This window comes from Nocardia veterana NBRC 100344, assembly GCF_000308855.1.
In the GTDB taxonomy this organism is placed as follows: domain Bacteria; phylum Actinomycetota; class Actinomycetes; order Mycobacteriales; family Mycobacteriaceae; genus Nocardia; species Nocardia veterana.
Genome location: NZ_BAGM01000117.1, coordinates 26,555 through 43,172, shown reverse-complemented (window position 1 = coordinate 43,172; position 16,618 = coordinate 26,555). Strand labels below are relative to the sequence as shown.

The 16,618-nt window shown below is 69.1% G+C and carries 20 protein-coding genes; 13 read left to right on the top strand and 7 right to left on the bottom strand.

Annotated features, from left to right (window positions below):
• The first annotated feature begins 1 nt into the window (after window position 1).
• The 3 genes from ON37_RS22295 (at window position 2) to ON37_RS22285 (ending at window position 2,086) form a co-directional block, all read left to right on the top strand.
• Window positions 2-220, top strand: a complete 219-nt coding sequence (locus tag ON37_RS22295; protein WP_040721980.1) for a hypothetical protein — start codon at window positions 2-4, stop codon at window positions 218-220.
• 447 nt (window positions 221-667) lie between these two features.
• The gene (locus ON37_RS22290; RefSeq protein ID WP_040722092.1) at window positions 668-1,345 is read left to right on the top strand and encodes an MspA family porin; all 678 of its coding nucleotides are present in this window, start codon (window positions 668-670) and stop codon (window positions 1,343-1,345) included.
• Window positions 1,346-1,405: 60 nt separating this feature from the next.
• Window positions 1,406-2,086 carry an MspA family porin gene (locus tag ON37_RS22285; RefSeq protein ID WP_040721978.1) on the top strand — a complete coding sequence of 227 codons (681 nt, stop codon included), beginning with the start codon at window positions 1,406-1,408 and terminating at the stop codon, window positions 2,084-2,086.
• 71 nt (window positions 2,087-2,157) lie between these two features.
• Here ON37_RS22285 and mscL read toward each other — a convergent pair whose 3' ends face one another.
• From mscL to ON37_RS22270, 4 genes are all read right to left on the bottom strand, one after another.
• A complete protein-coding gene (gene mscL / locus ON37_RS22280; RefSeq protein WP_040721977.1) occupies window positions 2,158-2,565 on the bottom strand; it encodes a large conductance mechanosensitive channel protein MscL in 408 nt (135 codons plus the stop codon).
• 145 nt (window positions 2,566-2,710) lie between these two features.
• A complete protein-coding gene (locus tag ON37_RS22275) occupies window positions 2,711-3,439 on the bottom strand; it encodes an SAF domain-containing protein (protein WP_083893205.1) in 729 nt (242 codons plus the stop codon).
• Between the two features lie 162 nt (window positions 3,440-3,601).
• The gene (locus tag ON37_RS31935) at window positions 3,602-3,919 is read right to left on the bottom strand and encodes an FmdB family zinc ribbon protein (RefSeq protein WP_083893204.1); all 318 of its coding nucleotides are present in this window, start codon (window positions 3,917-3,919) and stop codon (window positions 3,602-3,604) included.
• Between the two features lie 128 nt (window positions 3,920-4,047).
• Window positions 4,048-4,707 (bottom strand): 5-formyltetrahydrofolate cyclo-ligase, encoded by a 660-nt coding sequence (locus tag ON37_RS22270; protein ID WP_040721975.1) that lies wholly within the window; start codon window positions 4,705-4,707, stop codon window positions 4,048-4,050.
• Between the two features lie 293 nt (window positions 4,708-5,000).
• On the opposite strand from ON37_RS22270, the gene ON37_RS22265 reads away from it, so the two are divergent.
• The 7 genes from ON37_RS22265 to ON37_RS22230 all read left to right on the top strand — a co-directional run bounded on the left by ON37_RS22265 (window position 5,001) and on the right by ON37_RS22230 (window position 11,247).
• Window positions 5,001-5,966 (top strand): UTP--glucose-1-phosphate uridylyltransferase, encoded by a 966-nt coding sequence (locus tag ON37_RS22265; protein WP_245553354.1) that lies wholly within the window; start codon window positions 5,001-5,003, stop codon window positions 5,964-5,966.
• A gap of 64 nt (window positions 5,967-6,030) precedes the next feature.
• The gene (gene glp, locus ON37_RS22260; protein WP_040721972.1) at window positions 6,031-7,284 is read left to right on the top strand and encodes a molybdotransferase-like divisome protein Glp; all 1,254 of its coding nucleotides are present in this window, start codon (window positions 6,031-6,033) and stop codon (window positions 7,282-7,284) included.
• A 9-nt stretch (window positions 7,285-7,293) separates the two neighbouring features.
• Window positions 7,294-7,944 (top strand): GNAT family N-acetyltransferase, encoded by a 651-nt coding sequence (locus ON37_RS22255; RefSeq protein ID WP_040722090.1) that lies wholly within the window; start codon window positions 7,294-7,296, stop codon window positions 7,942-7,944.
• A gap of 188 nt (window positions 7,945-8,132) precedes the next feature.
• A complete protein-coding gene (gene sepX / locus ON37_RS22250; protein WP_040721971.1) occupies window positions 8,133-9,350 on the top strand; it encodes a divisome protein SepX/GlpR in 1,218 nt (405 codons plus the stop codon).
• 562 nt (window positions 9,351-9,912) lie between these two features.
• Window positions 9,913-10,221, top strand: coding sequence for a hypothetical protein (locus ON37_RS22240; RefSeq protein WP_040721968.1), 309 nt, complete (start codon window positions 9,913-9,915; stop codon window positions 10,219-10,221).
• Window positions 10,218-10,649, top strand: coding sequence for a hypothetical protein (locus ON37_RS33555; RefSeq protein WP_040721966.1), 432 nt, complete (start codon window positions 10,218-10,220; stop codon window positions 10,647-10,649). Before ON37_RS22240 ends, ON37_RS33555 begins: the two co-directional genes overlap by 4 nt.
• On the top strand, window positions 10,639-11,247 hold the full coding sequence (locus ON37_RS22230) for a TetR/AcrR family transcriptional regulator (protein ID WP_168441197.1): 609 nt from the start codon (window positions 10,639-10,641) through the stop codon (window positions 11,245-11,247). Before ON37_RS33555 ends, ON37_RS22230 begins: the two co-directional genes overlap by 11 nt.
• A gap of 14 nt (window positions 11,248-11,261) precedes the next feature.
• Here ON37_RS22230 and ON37_RS22225 read toward each other — a convergent pair whose 3' ends face one another.
• Window positions 11,262-11,438 (bottom strand): hypothetical protein, encoded by a 177-nt coding sequence (locus ON37_RS22225; RefSeq protein WP_157171546.1) that lies wholly within the window; start codon window positions 11,436-11,438, stop codon window positions 11,262-11,264.
• A 131-nt stretch (window positions 11,439-11,569) separates the two neighbouring features.
• Between ON37_RS22225 and ON37_RS22220 the strand changes: the two genes are divergently transcribed.
• Window positions 11,570-12,607 (top strand): AraC family transcriptional regulator, encoded by a 1,038-nt coding sequence (locus tag ON37_RS22220; RefSeq protein ID WP_040721963.1) that lies wholly within the window; start codon window positions 11,570-11,572, stop codon window positions 12,605-12,607.
• A gap of 4 nt (window positions 12,608-12,611) precedes the next feature.
• Here ON37_RS22220 and ON37_RS33065 read toward each other — a convergent pair whose 3' ends face one another.
• Window positions 12,612-12,875: a hypothetical protein gene (locus ON37_RS33065; RefSeq protein WP_157171545.1), complete on the bottom strand. Its 264-nt coding sequence runs from the start codon at window positions 12,873-12,875 to the stop codon at window positions 12,612-12,614.
• Between the two features lie 40 nt (window positions 12,876-12,915).
• Between ON37_RS33065 and ON37_RS22215 the strand changes: the two genes are divergently transcribed.
• A complete protein-coding gene (locus ON37_RS22215; protein WP_040721961.1) occupies window positions 12,916-14,697 on the top strand; it encodes an FUSC family protein in 1,782 nt (593 codons plus the stop codon).
• The gene (locus tag ON37_RS22210; protein ID WP_040721960.1) at window positions 14,694-15,221 is read left to right on the top strand and encodes a MarR family winged helix-turn-helix transcriptional regulator; all 528 of its coding nucleotides are present in this window, start codon (window positions 14,694-14,696) and stop codon (window positions 15,219-15,221) included. The genes ON37_RS22215 and ON37_RS22210 overlap by 4 nt, the downstream gene beginning before the upstream one ends.
• Before the next feature lie 66 nt (window positions 15,222-15,287).
• Here the strand turns inward: ON37_RS22210 and ON37_RS22205 are convergent, their stop codons facing one another.
• Window positions 15,288-16,391: a glycosyltransferase family 4 protein gene (locus tag ON37_RS22205; protein WP_245553366.1), complete on the bottom strand. Its 1,104-nt coding sequence runs from the start codon at window positions 16,389-16,391 to the stop codon at window positions 15,288-15,290.
• Between the last annotated feature and the right edge of the window lie 227 nt (window positions 16,392-16,618).

Sequence of the window (16,618 nt, the reverse complement as noted above, 5' to 3'; positions counted from 1 at the left end):
TATGAGTGAGCGGCCGGCGGGTGAGCGACGGTCGGACGATCCGCAGGCGGATCGCCCGGCGAAGGGGCGCACCCGTTCGGCCGCTGAGGCCGCCCGCCTGGCCCGCATCTTCGGCGAGACGTTGCCGCGGGCGAGCAGCGACGAGCGCGCCCCCGACGGTGAGCTGCCACGCTCCTCGGACGATTGGCTGCGCTCGCAGGTGCCGCCCCACCACGGCTGAGCTAGTCGAAGATTCGGCGACGCCCGAAGAACCGACAGCCGCCGGATATCACGTCCCGACGCGCGCCACATTTGCTGCATTTGCGTTTAATGTCCGGCTTGTCCGATATTTTCCGCCAAATTGATGCACGAATTCTGATATATGCGGTAATAGCCTGTGTCTGATCTCATGAGCTGATTCACGGTTCGATGTTGGCAGCTGTGAGCTCCGACGTTTATTGTCCCCGTCTGGGCAGCTTCACCTGCGGTTCCCGAAGGCAGCAAGCCGACACCTGAATCGTGTCGGCAGCGGAACAACGCCCGGTTCCGACGCCCGCGCCACCGGATTGCCGGAAATCGGTATGCGATCTCCCGATCGTGTGTCGGCCGGTGGCGTCGGCCGATGCCGGAATACCGCATGTCGGCCTCGGTCCTCGAGGTCGACCGAAAGAACCTGATGAGGGGAAATATGAATACGAACCGTGCGAACGGTGTGCGGTGGGGTGCGCGCTTCGCGGGCATCGGCGCCGCCGCGGCCGTGGTTGTCGGCCTGCTCTCGGTCGGTGCCGCCAACGCCGACACCTTCGTGCCGTTGCCGGATGGCCACAAGAACGGTCCCGATGGCGTGGTCGTCTCCCGTACCGGTGAGCACGCGCTGATCTCCCCGTCGATGGCCGCCAACGGCGCGGGTCGAGTGGTGTGGGTTTCGGGTAACGCGCAGGCCGATGTGCCCAATGCGCCGGAGACCGAGGTCGGTCCGAACAACGGCCCGCTGGACGGGCCGGGCACCAACAACTCCTCGACGCACGGCAGCTCGCAGCTCAACACCGGCTACATCGTCGGATGCCAGGTCGATATCGCCAGCGATGCGGTGTCGGCCGGTCTGTCCGGCGGACTGAGCCTCGGCGGCGCCGACGCCAGCGGTTCGATCGGGCTGGATCTGGGCCCCGGACAGGTGAAGTTCGTGCAGATCGACTTCAAGGACATCACCAAGCCGGGCCACTACAGCGTGGAATATCAGGACGCGGAAATCGAGATCCAGGGCTGTGCGGGATACGCGCAGGCCCGCGCGTACACGGTTGTCGAGGTCGTCGGCAATCACTACTCCAAGACCACCCTGTACGGGCAGCCGTTCTCCATCGGCTGATGCGGTCTGTTCCGCCGAAACGTCTCTCGTACAACAAGATTCATCCGAGGAATTCCTGATATGAAGATCCGCGAAACCGTGGCCCGCCTGGCCTGCGCCGGTGCGGTGGCGACCGCCGCGCTCGGTCTGTTCTCCACCGGCGCCGCCAACGCCGACACCTTTGTCCCGCTGCCCGGCGGGGACCTGTCCAAGACGCTGTCCGACGGCACCGTCGTGCACGTCTGGCTGGACGGCGAATCCGCGAATATCAACCCGTCCCTGGGCGCGACGCCGGTGCATCGCAATGCCTGGGTCACGGGCGACGCGCATGTCGAACTCTCCGGCGACACCACCGCCGTGGGCGGCAGCATCTATCCCGGCTACACCGTGGGCTGCCAGGTCGATATTTCCGGTGGCGGGGCCGAGGGCGGTCCGAGTGCCGGGGTGGACTGGAGCGACGGCGAGAACGCCAAACCGAATGCCGGTGGAAATGTCGGCGGCCACCTGACCCTCGGACCGGGACAGGCGAAATCGTTCTATGTCCTCGACCTCGAGGAGTCGGACGACTTCGGCCAGGGCGTGCACAAGACCCGCAACAAGTTCAAGGGCACCAGTGGTTCGGTGGCGTGGTCCGACGAGACCATCGGCCTGACGGGCTGCGGTGGCTACGCGCAGGCGCGCGCGTTCGTCAGCGTCGAGGTCGAAACCGACAATGTCATCTCCTGGGTGACGCTGTGGGGTAAACCGTTCAGCCTGGGCTGAGCCCATCGGAATACGACGACGGGGCCGGTGCGCAACGCACCGGCCCCGTCGTCGTATTCGACCGTGGCGGTTCAGAATTCGTGCCGGCCGCCGGCGCTCTTGCTGCCCTCGGCCAGCAGATCCCGGATCTCGGTGAGGAGTTCGACCTCGGTCTGCACGGCCTCTTTGGTGGTGCCGTAGCGCCGCATCAGGCGGGTCGCGGGCAACACCAGAATGAAGTAGAGGATGGCCGCGATGAGGACGAAGTTGATCACCGCGGTGAGGATCGGGCCGACGGCGATGAACGTGGACGGCTTACTGGAGTCGAGATAGAACCCCCAGCCCTTGTCGCTGGTGCCGCCGAACAGCGCCAGCAGCGGATTCACGATCCCGTCGACGATCGCGGTCACGATTGCGACGAAGGCCGTGCCCAGCACCACGGCAACCGCCAGATCGATTACATTCCCGCGGAGCAGGAACTCCTTGAAACCCTTCAGCATTGCGGCTCCTGTCTCATCTGGCGTGCCCGCGGCCTCGCCGTATGGTCTGGTCGTGGCATCCGAGGCGATTGCTGTCCGCTATCGGATGAGGTATTCGGGATGCTAACGGACAGGTATGGCAAATGCTTGGCGAACACAGCGAACATCAGTGAAACACCACGGTCAGGGCCGTGTGCAACGACGCGGCCGCCACCGCGGTCGCGCGCTGTGAATCCAGGGCGAGCAGCACGACCCGGTCGGTGGAGCGGGTGGGCCGCGACGAGCCGGCGGAGGCGGCGCCGGAAACCAGGACCACGGCGGCATCCGAGGCCAATGTGCGAGGCGCAGGCGCGCGCTCACTCGGGGAGGTGGTTCCGTCGGAGCCGGCGGCTTCCTCGGCCACCACGTCGACACGATCGCCGGCCCGCAGAATGTCGGCAATCGCGTTGTCCGCCAAGCGCATCGGTACGATCCGGGCATCGGGAACGCCGGTGGCGACGGTGGCGAGACGGGAGCTCACGACCCGCAAGTCGGTCAGGACCTCTCCGGAATGCACCGCCCCGGTGGAGGTCGCGCCGACCAGGCGGGCCGGATCGGTGATCGCGCCCTCCGGCGCTGCCGCGGCCGGAATATCGGTGCGGCGTAGGTCCGCCGGGGCGAGAATCTGGCCGGGCATCAGATCACGCGCGGCCACCACCAGCGAGACGTGCCGATCGGCGGGCTGGTCGCGGACGGCCACGACCGCGGCCAGGGCGGCGAGCAGGACGGCCGCCAGCCGCCGCAGCAGCGTCAGGTCGAACCAGGCGGGACGGAGGCGGGCCGCCAGGTCGGCGCCGCCGTTCCGGCCCAGATCCCCGTCTGCGCCGGAACGAAAGTCGAGTCGGATATGCCGCATGCCGCCCACGGTAGGGCGCCGGCACACCGTCGTTTCCGACGATGAGCAGGTCGGCTATTCGCCTGTGGACAACAGGCGGGCTGTGGAAGAAACGGGCGAACGCGCTGCCGGGCAACGCACGCACCGGCGCCGCCGAACGACGACGCCGGGCGGGTGGTCGACTCAGGCGACGGCGGTGCTGGCGGCGGTCGACGAGCTCGACGACGAGGAGCTCGAGCTGCTCGACGAACTGGTCGAACTCGACGAGTCGCCGGACTTGGACTCGCTCGACTTCGCGGCCGGCTCACTGGCCGAGGACGAGCCGTTGCGGCTGTCGGTGCGATAGAAGCCGCTGCCCTTGAAGACGATGCCGACCGAGTTGAACAGCTTGCGGAGCTTGCCGCTGCACTTCTCGCAGGTGGTCAGGGCGTCATCCGAAAACGACTGCACGATGTCGAACTTGTCGCCACACTGCGTGCACTGATACGAGTAAGTAGGCACCTGCGAACCTCCACGGTCTTCGTCTTTTAGCACTCTACAGCCGACAGTGCCAACAGTGCCAATCCGATGTTGATTCCCGGCACCGATCCGGGCCCGCCGCGGCGGACCCGCCGGTGCCAGTCATCTCGTCACGAGCCGGCTGCCGCCTGTTCATCTCGTTCGAGCCGGACCAGTCCGGCCCGCGGCGACAGCACCCACCCCATCCGCCTATCGTGCGCCTCTTCCGGCAGCTCCGCCACCAGTTCCTCGTCCCGGACCACGGCGATCAGCACAGCGTCCGGTCTCGCCGCGGGCAGGGTCCGGTCGTAATATCCGGCGCCGCGCCCGAGCCGGACCCCGCGCCGGTCGACCGCGAGCGCCGGGACGAGAATCACTTCCGGCCACGCGATGGCCGCCGGTCCCAAGGCCGGCCCCGCCGGTTCCAGCAGTCCGTAGCGGGCGCGGCGCAGCTGCTCGGCGCCGGTGTATTCGGCCCAATCCAGCGGTCCCGGCGGCCCCGTCACCGGGACGAGTACGCGGGCGCCCGCGGCCCGTAGCGCATCGAGCATCGCGACCGAGCCGGGCTCCCCGCCCACCGGGATATAGCCGGCCACCCATGGCGCACCGGGAGCGTTTCGTCCGTTCGTCGCCGGGCCGTCGACGGCGGGCCGGTCGAGGTCGAGCACTGCCGCTACGGACCGGGCCAGCGCCGCTGCCTCGGCCTCCCGGGTCTGCGGCAGGACCGCCGCCCGTGCCGCCAGCAATTCGGCGCGCCACCGCTGCTTGTCCCGCTGACCGGCGATCTCCACAGGCCCACCCTAGGTGGGCGAACGGTGAGTTTGCCCGCTCCGGTGTTTCCGGATGCCCGTCGCGGGGAATCGCTGAGCCGACGCGGTACCGCGAACGTGCTGGTACCGCGGCGAAACAGTGGTTCCGGCCGGACCGGCGGCGATCGGTCGCGGGCTCCGGCGGCGGACCTCGGCAGGGTTGCTGGGCCGGCGCTTCGGTGCGACGGCACCGCCGGGTCCGCCTAGGCTTCCCAGATGCCGGACCGGCGCGCGAGCCGGTCCGACGACGAGATCGATGGATAGGGTGTGCACTTATGACAGCTGACGCCGGATCGGACGCGACGCAGGCAGTGCCTTCCGCGATGTCCTGTTTCCGCACCGCGGTGGTGCCCGCGGCCGGGCTCGGGACACGGTTTCTGCCCGTGACCAAGACCGTGCCGAAAGAGCTGCTGCCCGTGGTGGACACGCCCGGTATCGAACTGGTGGCCGCCGAGGCCGCCGGATCCGGCGCCGACCGCCTGGTCATCGTGACCTCGCCCGGCAAGGACGGGGTGGTCGCCCACTTCGTCGAGGATCTGGTCCTCGAGAGCACCCTGGCCGAGCGTGGCAAATTCCAGCTGCTCGAAAAGGTCCGCAAGGCGCCCGGTCTGCTCGATGTGAGCTCGGTGGTGCAGGAGGAGCCGCTGGGTCTCGGCCATGCGGTCGCGCAGGCCGAGCAGGTGCTCGATCCCGACGAGGACGCGATCGCCGTGCTGCTGCCCGACGACCTGGTCCTGCCCTGCGGCGTCCTGGACGTGATGAGCCGGGTGCGGCGTGAGCACGGCGGTACCGTGCTCTGCGCGATCGACGTGCCCAAGGATGAGGTCAGCGCCTACGGCGTCTTCGACGTCGTGCCGGTGCCGGAGGCCGCGAACCCCGATGTGCTGCGGGTCGTCGGCATGGTCGAGAAGCCGGCCCTCGCCGACGCGCCCTCCACCTACGCCGCGGCCGGACGCTATCTGCTCGACCGCGCGGTCTTCGACGCACTGCGCCGCATCGAGCCCGGCGCGGGCGGGGAATTGCAGCTCACCGACGCCATCTCGCTGCTGATCGCGGAGGGACATCCGGTTCATGTCGTGGTCCACCGTGGGTCGCGCCACGACCTGGGCAACCCTGGCGGTTATCTTCGTGCTGCGGTCGATTTCGCTTTGGAGCGTGACGAATACGGCCCCGCCCTGCGCGAGTGGTTGCAGCGTCGGCTCGCTCCGGATTGGAACCCGCAGCTGATCGCGTCGCAATGACGGGATCGGCCGGGTCCCGTCGCCGCGGGATCGGGTGATCAGTCGGAGTAGAGGGAAGGGCGGCATGCGCTCGGTTGAGGACCAGCAGATCAAGGTGACCGCGGCGGCCGTGGCGCCGCGACCGGTCCGGGTCGCGATTTCCGAGGCTCAGGGTCTGCTGTGTGCCGAGGATGTGGTCACCGAACGCCCGCTGCCCGGCTTCGATCAGGCCGCGATCGACGGTTATGCCGTGCGCAGCGTCGATGTGCAGGGCGCGGGCGCCGATATTCGGACCGAGGACGGCGATCCCATCGAATTGACCCTGCCCGTGGTCGGTGAGGTGGCCGCCGGTTCGCGCCAGCCGATCCGGTTGCAGCCACGTCAGTCGGTGCGCATCGATACCGGGGCGCCGCTGCCCACCCTGGCCGATGCGGTGCTGCCGCTGGACTTCACCGACGGCGGGCGCGCCCGGATCAAGATCTACGAACCGGTGCGGTCGGGTGATTACGTCCGCCGTATCGGCGACGATGTGCAGCCCGGCGACATCGCGGTCCGGGCCGGCACGATCATCGGCGCGGCTCAGGTCGGTCTGCTGGCCGCCGTCGGACGGGACAAGGTCCTGGTCCACCCGCGGCCCCGGCTGTCGGTCATCTCGATCGGCGGGGAACTGGTCGACATCGATCGCACTCCCGGCCCGGGACAGGTCTACGACGTGAACTCCTATGCGCTGGCCGCCGCGGCCCGGGACGCCGGCGCGGACGTCAACCGTGTCGGCATCGTCAGCGCGGATCCGAAGCGGCTGCGCGACGTGGTGGAGGGCCAGCTGGTGCGCTCGGAGGTCGTCGTGATCGCCGGTGCGGTCGGCGGCTGGGCCTCCGAGCAGATTCGCGAGGCGCTGGAGGGCCTGGGCGAGTTGACGATCGACCGGGTCGCGATGCATCCGGGGTCGGTGCAGGGCTTCGGCCGGCTGGGCCGCGACGAGGTGCCGACCTTCCTCCTACCGTCCAATCCGGTTGGCGCCCTAGTGGTTTTCGAGATCATGGTGCGGCCGCTGATCCGGATCGCGCTCGGCCGTCGGCATCCGATGCGCCGGGTGGTGCGGGCCCGCACGATCATGCCGATCACCTCGATGGAGGGCCGGCGCGGCTATCTGCGCGCGCAGTTGATGCGCGACGAGCAGACCGGTGAGTACCTGGTGCAACCGCTCGGGGTGAACGGATCGTCGCATCTGCTGTCCACGCTCGCCGAGGCCAACAGCCTGATCGTCATCGACCCGGAGGTCACCGACATTCGCACCGGTGAAGAGGTCCAGGTCGCATTTCTCGCACAGCGCGGGTGAGATGTGGACATGAATGTTTTCCGGGCCGCCCAGCACCCGGGCTGGCCCGCACATCTCGGTCCGGTGCGGGTGGCCGGTGGCCGGGTCACGTTGCGGCCCATCCGGTTGCGCGATGCCGCGTCCTGGTCTCGGATCCGGTTGCGCGACCGCGAACATCTGGAGCCGTGGGAACCGACCGGGCGAGGCACCTGGGAGGCGCGTAATCACGCCTCGAACTGGCCGTCGCTGTGGTCGAGCCTGAAGGCCGAGGCGCGCCGCGGTGCGATGGTGCCGCTGGTGATCGAGGTCGACGGGACGTTCAGCGGTCAGCTGACCATCGGCAACATCGTGCGCGGCGCCCTGCGGTCGGCATGGATCGGCTACTGGGTCGCCAAGGACGTCGGCGGCCAGGGCGTGGCGACCGCCGCCCTGGCGCTCGGGCTGGACCACTGCTTCGGCGCGGTGGGACTGCATCGGGTCGAGGCGACGGTTCGGCCGGAGAATCTGGCCAGCCAGGCGGTGCTGCGCAATGTCGGTTTCCGCGAGGAAGGCATGCTGCGGCGCTATCTCGACGTCGACGGCGCGTGGCGGGATCACCTGCTGGTGGCGATGACGGTCGAGGAGGTGTCGGGAACCGTCGTCGACCGGCTGATTCGCACGGGACGTGCGACTCCGCCGTGATCGACGCCACGACCGGGTTGTGACGGGTGGGGCAGGTGTGAGCGGCGCGCCTGCGGGCTATTCCTGTGACACCGCATTAACCTACGGACGTCGGTGGTGCGTCCGGTGCCAGGACGAAACAGGTGGCGAGAACCTGCCGAGCGGTCGAGAAGGGACAGTGGTCAGGCGGGGACGGAGGTGGGAGCGCGATGCCGAATTCGATCTTGTGGATCGCGTTGGTCGTGCTCTGGGTCTTCGTGTTGTTCCCGATGCTCGCCGACCGGCATCCGCGTATTCGCCGTACGACGGACGCCGCATTGGCAACCCGGGTGCTGCATCGAGGTGGTACCAGACGACGTGCGAAGAAAGGGCCGGCCACCGGGCATGAGACCGATCCGGATTGGGTGCCGTCCTTTCGGCAGAGCAGGCTTTTCCACGGCGATGATGCGGAGGATCGGATGACGAACACGGCCGACGAGCCCGTCACCGAGGAAGACCGGACGTCCACCGGCCGCGCCGTTTCGGCGGGGGAGGCGGCTGACGACGCGGCGGACACCTCGCGGCAGCGCGCCGACCTGGGCGACGAACCAGAGGATGCCGGGCGCGCCGGCGGCCGGCGCGCGACCGCGGCGGCGGATACGGCCGCTGTCGAGGACTTCGACGGCGACGAGGCGCAGCCGGCCGCCGACGCCCTCGAAGACGAGCTCGACGATCGCGGCGACGAATCCGACGGTGCGCCGGCGTCCGATGCCGCCGACTCCGCGGACGCGCAGCGCCCGCAGGCCACGTCGATGGCCCGCATTCCGCCCGCACCGGCCGCGGCGGTGCCGGCCCGGCTGGCGGATACCGAATCCTTCGCCGACGCCGCCGCCGATGCCGCCGACGGCGACGACGTCGAATCCGAGCCCGCCGCACGCGATTTCGTCCCGGTGCGCCGGGGCCGCGGTGGCTACGACCCGGAGGCCGATGCGATCGCCCGTGCCGCCCGATATCGATTCCGCCAGCGCACCGCGCTCGGATTGGTCCTGAGCACATTGCTTTTCGCCGGCTTCGCGGTGGTGGTGAGTGCGACGCTGTGGTGGGGTTGCGCGCTCTCGATCGTGGCGCTGGGTGCCTACCTGGCGTATCTGCGGCGGCAGGTGCGATTCGAGGAGGACATCCGCCGGCGCCGTGCGGCCCGGCTGTCCGGTGCCCGTCGTCGGAGCTCGGAGGCGTCCGAACCGGTTGCCCAGGAGGACATCCGCGCCGAACGCCGGCCGGGGATGGACCGTGAGGCGGCGCGCGCCCTGCGTCGCCGCGCCGTGGTTCTCGACGTCGACGACGAGGATCCGCTGTTCGACCATCTGGAGCCCTTCGACGCGGCCGCCGCCCGCGCCACCCGGCATCGGGCCGCGGGCGGTGAAATCCGCCGCGCCGCAGGAGAATAGCGGTCCACTCGGCGGCCGCCGCAGCGTAGCCAGGAGCCGCGCGGCGGCGGTCGCTCCGGCGTATCGGGGCGGCGCACCGCGGTCGTGAGACGACCTGATGTCCGCGCCGTTCGCGGACGGGCGCCGGTAGTGCGGCCTGCGGCGCTCCGCTCGACGGTGGCGCCGTGCGGTCCGCCGATACAGCCGAATTCTCCGGAGCGCCGGACACATTGATCATCGGCGGTCCACGTGCGTTCCGCGAGCACGCACCGTGGACGGCGTTCGGGATCCGGCGCGGGCCGAGGACGGCGACCTGCTCACTCGCGACGCTGGTCTCATGCGCGGTCCGGTCGATCCCCCTCGGGCCGGGCCGATGATGCGGCGAAGGTCCGGCGCCGCACGCACTGCCTACTCGGAGGATATCGAGGCCGCCGTGGTCGAGGGCCTCGGGCCGGCCAATCGTCTGGTCGCGCCGGCGGGCAACGCGCTCGACGCGCGGATGGTCTCATACGATCGTATTGACGATCGTCCCGTACGGTCGTATGGTCGTTCCTATACGACTGTATGAAAGGGGTGGTCGCAGATGTTTCGTCTCGTCGAACTGCTCGGCCTGTTCGCACCGCTGCTCGGCGCGGCGCTGGTCCTGTACTACCGGCGGCGGATGGGGCGGGCCTTCGGCAGCGCGGCGCTCGCCGCCGTCGTCGCCACGATCGGTTCGGTGGTCGGTCTGGTCACCAGCCGGGCCATGTGGTTCGGGTCCGGTGGCGCCGAGGGGATGACCCACCGGATGGAACTGGGCGCCGGCGTGCGCAACCTCCTGCTGGTGACCGCGTGGGCGCTGCTGCTGGTCGCGGTGCTGCGCCGGCCCGAACGGGCGGAGGCCGGGCGATGAGCGGCGCGGAGCTGATCTTCGGCGCCGGGGAAGTGGCCGTGGTCGTGCTGGCGGTGGTCTCGCTGATCGTCGGTCTCCGCTTGGCGAGCAGCGTTCGCATCGCGGGCTTGTCCCTGGCCGCCGCGGCACTGCTGTGGCTGCTCGCGGAGGGTCTGCGCATGCTGCAACTCGGGGTGGTTCTGCCCGCGCTGGCGGGTCCGGATCACGAATCCGCCCGGCTGCTGGTGAGTCTGCTCGGTGACACTCTCTATTTCGGAGTGGGTGGTATCGGCGTGCTGTTGCTGTTCTTCGCGGCGGTGGTCGATCGTGCGTCGCGGGGCGACGGCCGCCGGGAACCGGTGGCGATGGCGCGCCGGATCGGTGCGCAGGCGTGGCACTACTATCAGGCACGCAATCAGCGGGAGAGGAGTGGCGGTGGTGGGCGCTGACCGAGCCGCGGCGGCGCCGGCGGAGGGTACGCCGGACCGGCGTCGTCAACTACTGGACCGGCTGGCCGATGTGATCGCCGAGGACGGTATCGAGGGCGTCAGCATCCGGACGTTGGCCACTCGGGCCGGGGTGTCGATCGGCACGGTTCAGTACTACTTCTCGACCAAAGACGATCTGCTGCACCGGGTCTGGGAGTACGTGCGGGACGAGGCGGCCCGCGGCTTCGACGCCGAGGCGGTGGCCCGGCTGAGTCCGGCCGAACGATTGGCGCGCCTGGTCGAGCTGCTCATCCCGCCGGACGGTTCGGATCGGCTCGCGCGAGTCTGGCTGGCCCTGGTGGCCCGGGCGGCACACGATCCGGGTATCGCCGCGCTGCATCGCGACCAATGGCGGCGAACCGAGGAACTGATCGCGCGGGCGCTGGCCGCAGTGAATCCGGCGCGCGCGGCCGAGTCGGCGGAGGCCGCGGCGGAATTGCTGGGTTTGCTGGACGGGCTCACCCTGGCGGTTCTGACCGAGCCCGATCGGATGCCGCCCGAGCGCGCCCGCCGCATCGCCGGATCCTGGACCGACGGCTGGGCGGGTCGCCCCCGCTAGGGCAGGTGTACCCGTCAGTGCACGCGCGAGGAGTCCGGAATCAGCCGCCCGGCCTCGACCAGTACCCGCAGCGCGGCCCGGCGCCGCGGACATTCGTCGGTGCGGCAGGTGCGGTGCATCTGCATGATCTGATGAGCCTTCTGCGGTGTGAGATCGAGCGGTTCCATCCAACAGGTACTGAACATGTCCACGGTCTTCTCGCCCTCCTCGATCCCTGCCGGCCGATCGGCCATCCCGTGCCGACGGCGGTTCGTTGAGGTTATGCCCGTCCATTCAGGACGGGGAATGTGCCGAACGGACCGAATATTGGTAATTTCGGACTGTGGTTGGGTTCGGTGCGCCGTCCGATGTGTTACCGCGCGGCAGCGTCAGTGTGCGCATGATGATGAGTGTCGGTCTCGCGCACGGATTGGACGAAACCCTGTTATTGGCCGGCACCGGAATCGCGCCCGCGGATCTGGGCGATGAACAGTTGCGAATTTGGCCGGAGCAGGAATTCGCGGTCGCGCGCAATCTGATTCGCGCCGTCGGTGATCGGCCCGGTCTCGGGGTGCAGACCGCGGCCCAGGCCACCCTCGGCAAGGCCGGTCTGGTCGGCTTGGCGGCGTTGGCTAGCGCGACGATGCGCGATGTGCTGTCGATCGCGATTCGCTATCAGGATCTGGTTTCGGTCTCGGCGCGCTACTGGCTCGACGATTCCGGTGGTGACGAGGTCGCCTTGGTCGCCGATGGTTCGGGCATCCCCGCGGACCTGCGCGGATACTTCCTCGAACGCGAGGTGGCGTTGATCTTCGTCGCCGGCCGGGCGCTCGACGTCACCATCCCCGCCGTGCGTCTGGAACTCGAGCTGGACGCTGCTCGGGCCGACGCCCTGGCGGAGATCGCGACGGTGGAACGGATCCTGCCCGGCAGTGCCCGCACGGCGCTGGTGCTGCCGCGCTCGTTTCTGGATCTGGCCATGCCACATGCGGATTCGCATACCGCGAGCATGATCGAACGGCAGTGTCGCGAGGCGCTGCAGACGCTGCTGGACGGCGGCTGGAAGCTGTCGACGTTGGTCCGCGAACGTCTGCTCCGGGAGCCGGGGGAGGTGCCGTCGATGGCCGAAGTGGCCGCTGAGCTGCATATCAACGTCCGCACCCTGCGTCGTCAGCTCGCCGCCGAGGGGGCGAGTTTCCGCGGCCTGCTCAATACCGTGCGCGAGAGCACGGCGGCGGAGCTGCTGCGGGCCGGTGCCACGGTCGAGGATGTGGCTCGCCGCTTGGGCTACGCGGAAACGGCGAATTTCACCCATGCCTTCACTCGTTGGATGGGAATGTCGCCGCGGGCATACCGCAAGTCGCTCACCGGGGATCGATAGCAGATTACGTTCGAGACCGCAATTCCGGGCTGTCTCGCCGGCCATTCCGGCTGGCGTGAACAAAAGGCAAGGTGATGTTCCAGATTTCCGCGGCGGTATCCACTGCCGCGTAAATTCTGCATTCGCAATATGGCGATTGCGTGCCGATGAATTGCGCGCGGCCGATCGGCGGTTCGTCATGTCTCCGGTCGGCGCGGAGTGAGGGGGAGCGGTTGCGGGGTGTCGGTCCGGGCGGGCTGCCGCGGGCGTCGGCGGTGCTGTCGCTCACGTAGATAGTTTCCCAGTAAAATACCTGTTAACCTTTACCGGTGCAGCGCTCTCCCTCGTCCTCGTCCTCCCGCCTCCGCGGTGCCCTGCGGATGCTGTCGCTGCGTGGTGTGTTCCGGATGCGACCGGTCGCCGACACCTGGTACCAGTCCGCGCTGTGCGCGTTGCTGGCCATCGGCGGCCCGGAGCTCGTCCTGCTCGCGACCGGCCGGGTGCAACTCGCGTTCTACACCAGCGCCGGCGGGCTGTGTGCCCTGTACGGGCACGGCATGCCCTATGTCGCACGTGCGCGGACCTTGGCCTGGGTGGTCCTCGGCATGTTCGCCGGCACGGCCGTCGCGCTGACCGCGTCGGCGCTGATCGCTTCCGCCGCGTCGCGAGTACTGGTGATCGCGGTGCTGGCCGGGCTGTACAAGTTGGTCTGCGACGCCTCCCGGATGGGTCCACCCGGCAACATCATCTTCACGTTCGTGGTGTCCAGCGCTGCCTTCATTCCGCAGCGGGTGGAGCAGCTTCCCGGACATCTCGCTCTCGTATTCGCCGGTGGCGTACTGGCCTGGTGTGTCTGTATGGCTCCCGCCCTGGTCCGCCCGCACGGGCCGCAACGGCTGGCGGTGGCCCGCGCTCTGGAGGCGACCGCTCGGCTGTTGCGGATTCCCGCGGGCGATGCCGGAATTCCTCGTGCGCGCCACGAGGCCGCGGTCGCCGTGCAAGCCGCCTGGAACGCCTTGGATCGCGTTCCGGCCTCGTCGCGGACCGCGGCACCGCGCACCGCACTGTCCGGCCTGCTCGCCCGGGCCGAAACGCTCGCCGCGACGACAAGGCCTACCGAGGCGGCGGCCCGGCTGTACCCCTCGGACGCGACCTCACTGGTCACGTCGCCGGATGCCGGTGCGGCACAACGACCTTCCGGCCCGTCGCCGAGCCGGTCCGTCCTCGACGCCGAGGCGCTCGACCACTACGCCCGGATGCTGCGGCGCGGTCGCGTCGTTCCCCGGATCCGGTGCGCCGCAGCGGAAGAGGCCGAAGTTCGCGGTGTCGCGCTGGGGCACGTCGACGCGGTGCGCGGCGCCGGCCTGCGGCGCGTGCTGCGGGCGTTCCGGCCGGGGGCGCCCGGGTTGCCACTGGCGGCGCGGGTCACTCTCGGCGCGGCCCTCGCCGGGTGGATCTCGTTGGCGCTGGGGGTGAATCGACCGTATTGGGCGGTGATGACGGCAGCGGTGTTGATCGTCGCGAACACCGCGCTGTCGTGGCAGCGTACTGTGCAACGGGTGCTGGGCAATCTGGTGGGCGTGGGTCTGTTCACGGCGGTGGCGCCGTGGGCCCACAGCGCCGTGGCGCTGGTGGCGATGGCCCTGGTGTGTCAGGTGATCGTGGAAGCCACCATCTCCCGAAACTATTGGGTCGCTTCGGTATTCATCACGCCGATGGCGCTCGCGATGGTCGAGTTCGCCACCCCGTTCCCCGCGTCCGAACTCGGACTGGACCGCTGGCTCGACACCTGTGTCGGCGCCGTGGTCGCCGTACTGATCTGCTTCGTGATACCCAATCGTCGAGTCGCCGATCGGGTGACCGCCGCCCTGCACGACCTGGACGCGGCGATCGACCGTGCCCGCCGCGCCGTCGAATCCGGCACCGCGAGCCGGGCCGATCGCGCGCGGCTGGCAGCGGCGTTGATCGAGGTGCGCAGCTGTGCCGACACCGCGGCCGGGGAGTGGTGGAGCGGGCCGCTGCCCGATGAGCGCATCGTGGCGGCCGAACGAGCCGGCCATCAGTTGCTGGATCGGCTGCCGGTGCGGGCGATGGCGGCGGTGCCGGGATGACGGCCGAACCAGTGGCGAACGGCGAGGACGCGGTCGCGGAGGTTATGCGGCAGTGGTCCCGGGCCGCACCGGATCTCGATTTGAGCCCGATCGCGGTGATCGGCCGGATCAATCGCTGTGCGGCGCTGCTGCAGCAGGTCACGGATGCACCGCTCGGGGACGAGGAGCTGACCAGGCCGGAGTTCGACATTCTGCTGGCGCTGCGCCGCGTCGGCGGCGAACTGACGCCGGGGCGCCTCGCGCGCGAGACCTTCGCTTCTCCGGCGGCGGTGACGAAACGGTTGCGTGGGCTCGAACAGCGGGAACTGGTGCAGCGTCGGGCCGACACCCGAGACCGCCGAGTCACGCATATCGCGCTGAGTGCTTCCGGCCGCGCGTTGATCGATCGATTGATGCCGCGTCAGCTGGCCTACGAGGCCGGGCTGCTGTCCGGACTACCGGACGAGGATCGGCGTGAGCTGGCCAGGATTCTGGCCGACGTGCTGGTCCGGTGGGAGGGCCGCCTGGGCGGCCTACCCCGATAACGCCCGCATCCGGTCGTGCGACATGGCGGACCGGATGCGGGTGTCTTAGATGTATTCGCCTGCCGCTCAGGCGTTTCCGACGGCCGAGAGCGGGCGGATCAGTGGCACGCCGTCCGCGGCGACGGGTGTCGGCACCGCAGCGGTCTTGTCGATCGCCGCGTAGTAGGCGGCTTCGTATCCGGCTCCCAGCTGGTCGACCGAGAACCGTTCCACGACCCGGCGGCGGCAGGCGGCCGGATCGAGTTCGTCGGCGGCCGCGATGGCGGCCGGCAGTTCGGCGGGGTCGTCACAGATGATGCCCGTGACGCCGTCGTCCACCACTTCTTCGACCGCGCCGCCGCGCAGTGCGACAACCGGCGTACCGCAAGCCATTGCCTCGATCATCACGATGCCGAACGGCTCCTCCCAGCGGATCGGGAACAGCAGGCAGCGCGCCGAGGCGAGCAGCAGCCGCTTGGCGATCTGGTCGGCCTCGCCGAAGACGAAATCGGTATCGCGCAGCAGCGGCCGCACGGCCGTCTCGAAGTAGGCCTTCTCCGGTGGTTCGTTCATCTTCGCCGCCAACACCAGCGGAATGCCGGCCTGGTGCGCGGCGTGCAGGGCCAGATCGGGACCCTTGTAGGGGGCGTACCGTCCCAAGAACAGGGCGAAATCCTGTTTGCGGGTCTGGAACGGCCATTCGGACGGGCGGACCGTGTTGTAGACCCGGCCCACCCAGTTCAGGTTCTCCGCCAGCGACCGTTGCCGGTCACTGATGGCGACGAACTGCGCGGTATCGGTCAACGAGCCGTAGTACTCCTGAGCTTCCCCGTCGACCGGGCCGTGCACCGTGACGACGGTGGGAATGCCGAGTGCGGAATACATCGGAGCGTTCAGCGGCCCCGCGAAGGTGTGATCGTGGACGACGTCGATCCGTTCCGACTGCGCGAGCTCGGTGATGATGCGCCGGACCTTGAGCGCGTTGAGCACTTCGGGAAACGGGTCGCCGAGGCGGTCGGCGAGGATGTCGTCCCAGACGGGAATGAACCGTGCAGTAGTCCCGGAGCGGCCGGCACCCAGCAGGGTGACTCGGTGCCCGCGTGCAACCAGTGCGTCCGCCAGTTGAGCCACCACGGCTTCGACACCGCCGTAACCGGCCGGCGGCACTTCGAAGTACGGGGGCGCGACCATCACGATGTGCAGTGGCGCACCGGATCCGTGGAGCTGATAGATCAGAGATTCCGAGTCGTCCAGCGAGGCCGAGTACTCCGATTCCGGGTAGTCGAGGGAATCGTCGTACTCGATGGGACTGGAGCCGGACGGGCCCGAGGAATCCGAGCCTGACGGGATACTGCTCATGGTACTGCCTCCTCAACGTGTGAAGCTGCGACCAAGCATGGCGAGAGACCAGAAACCGA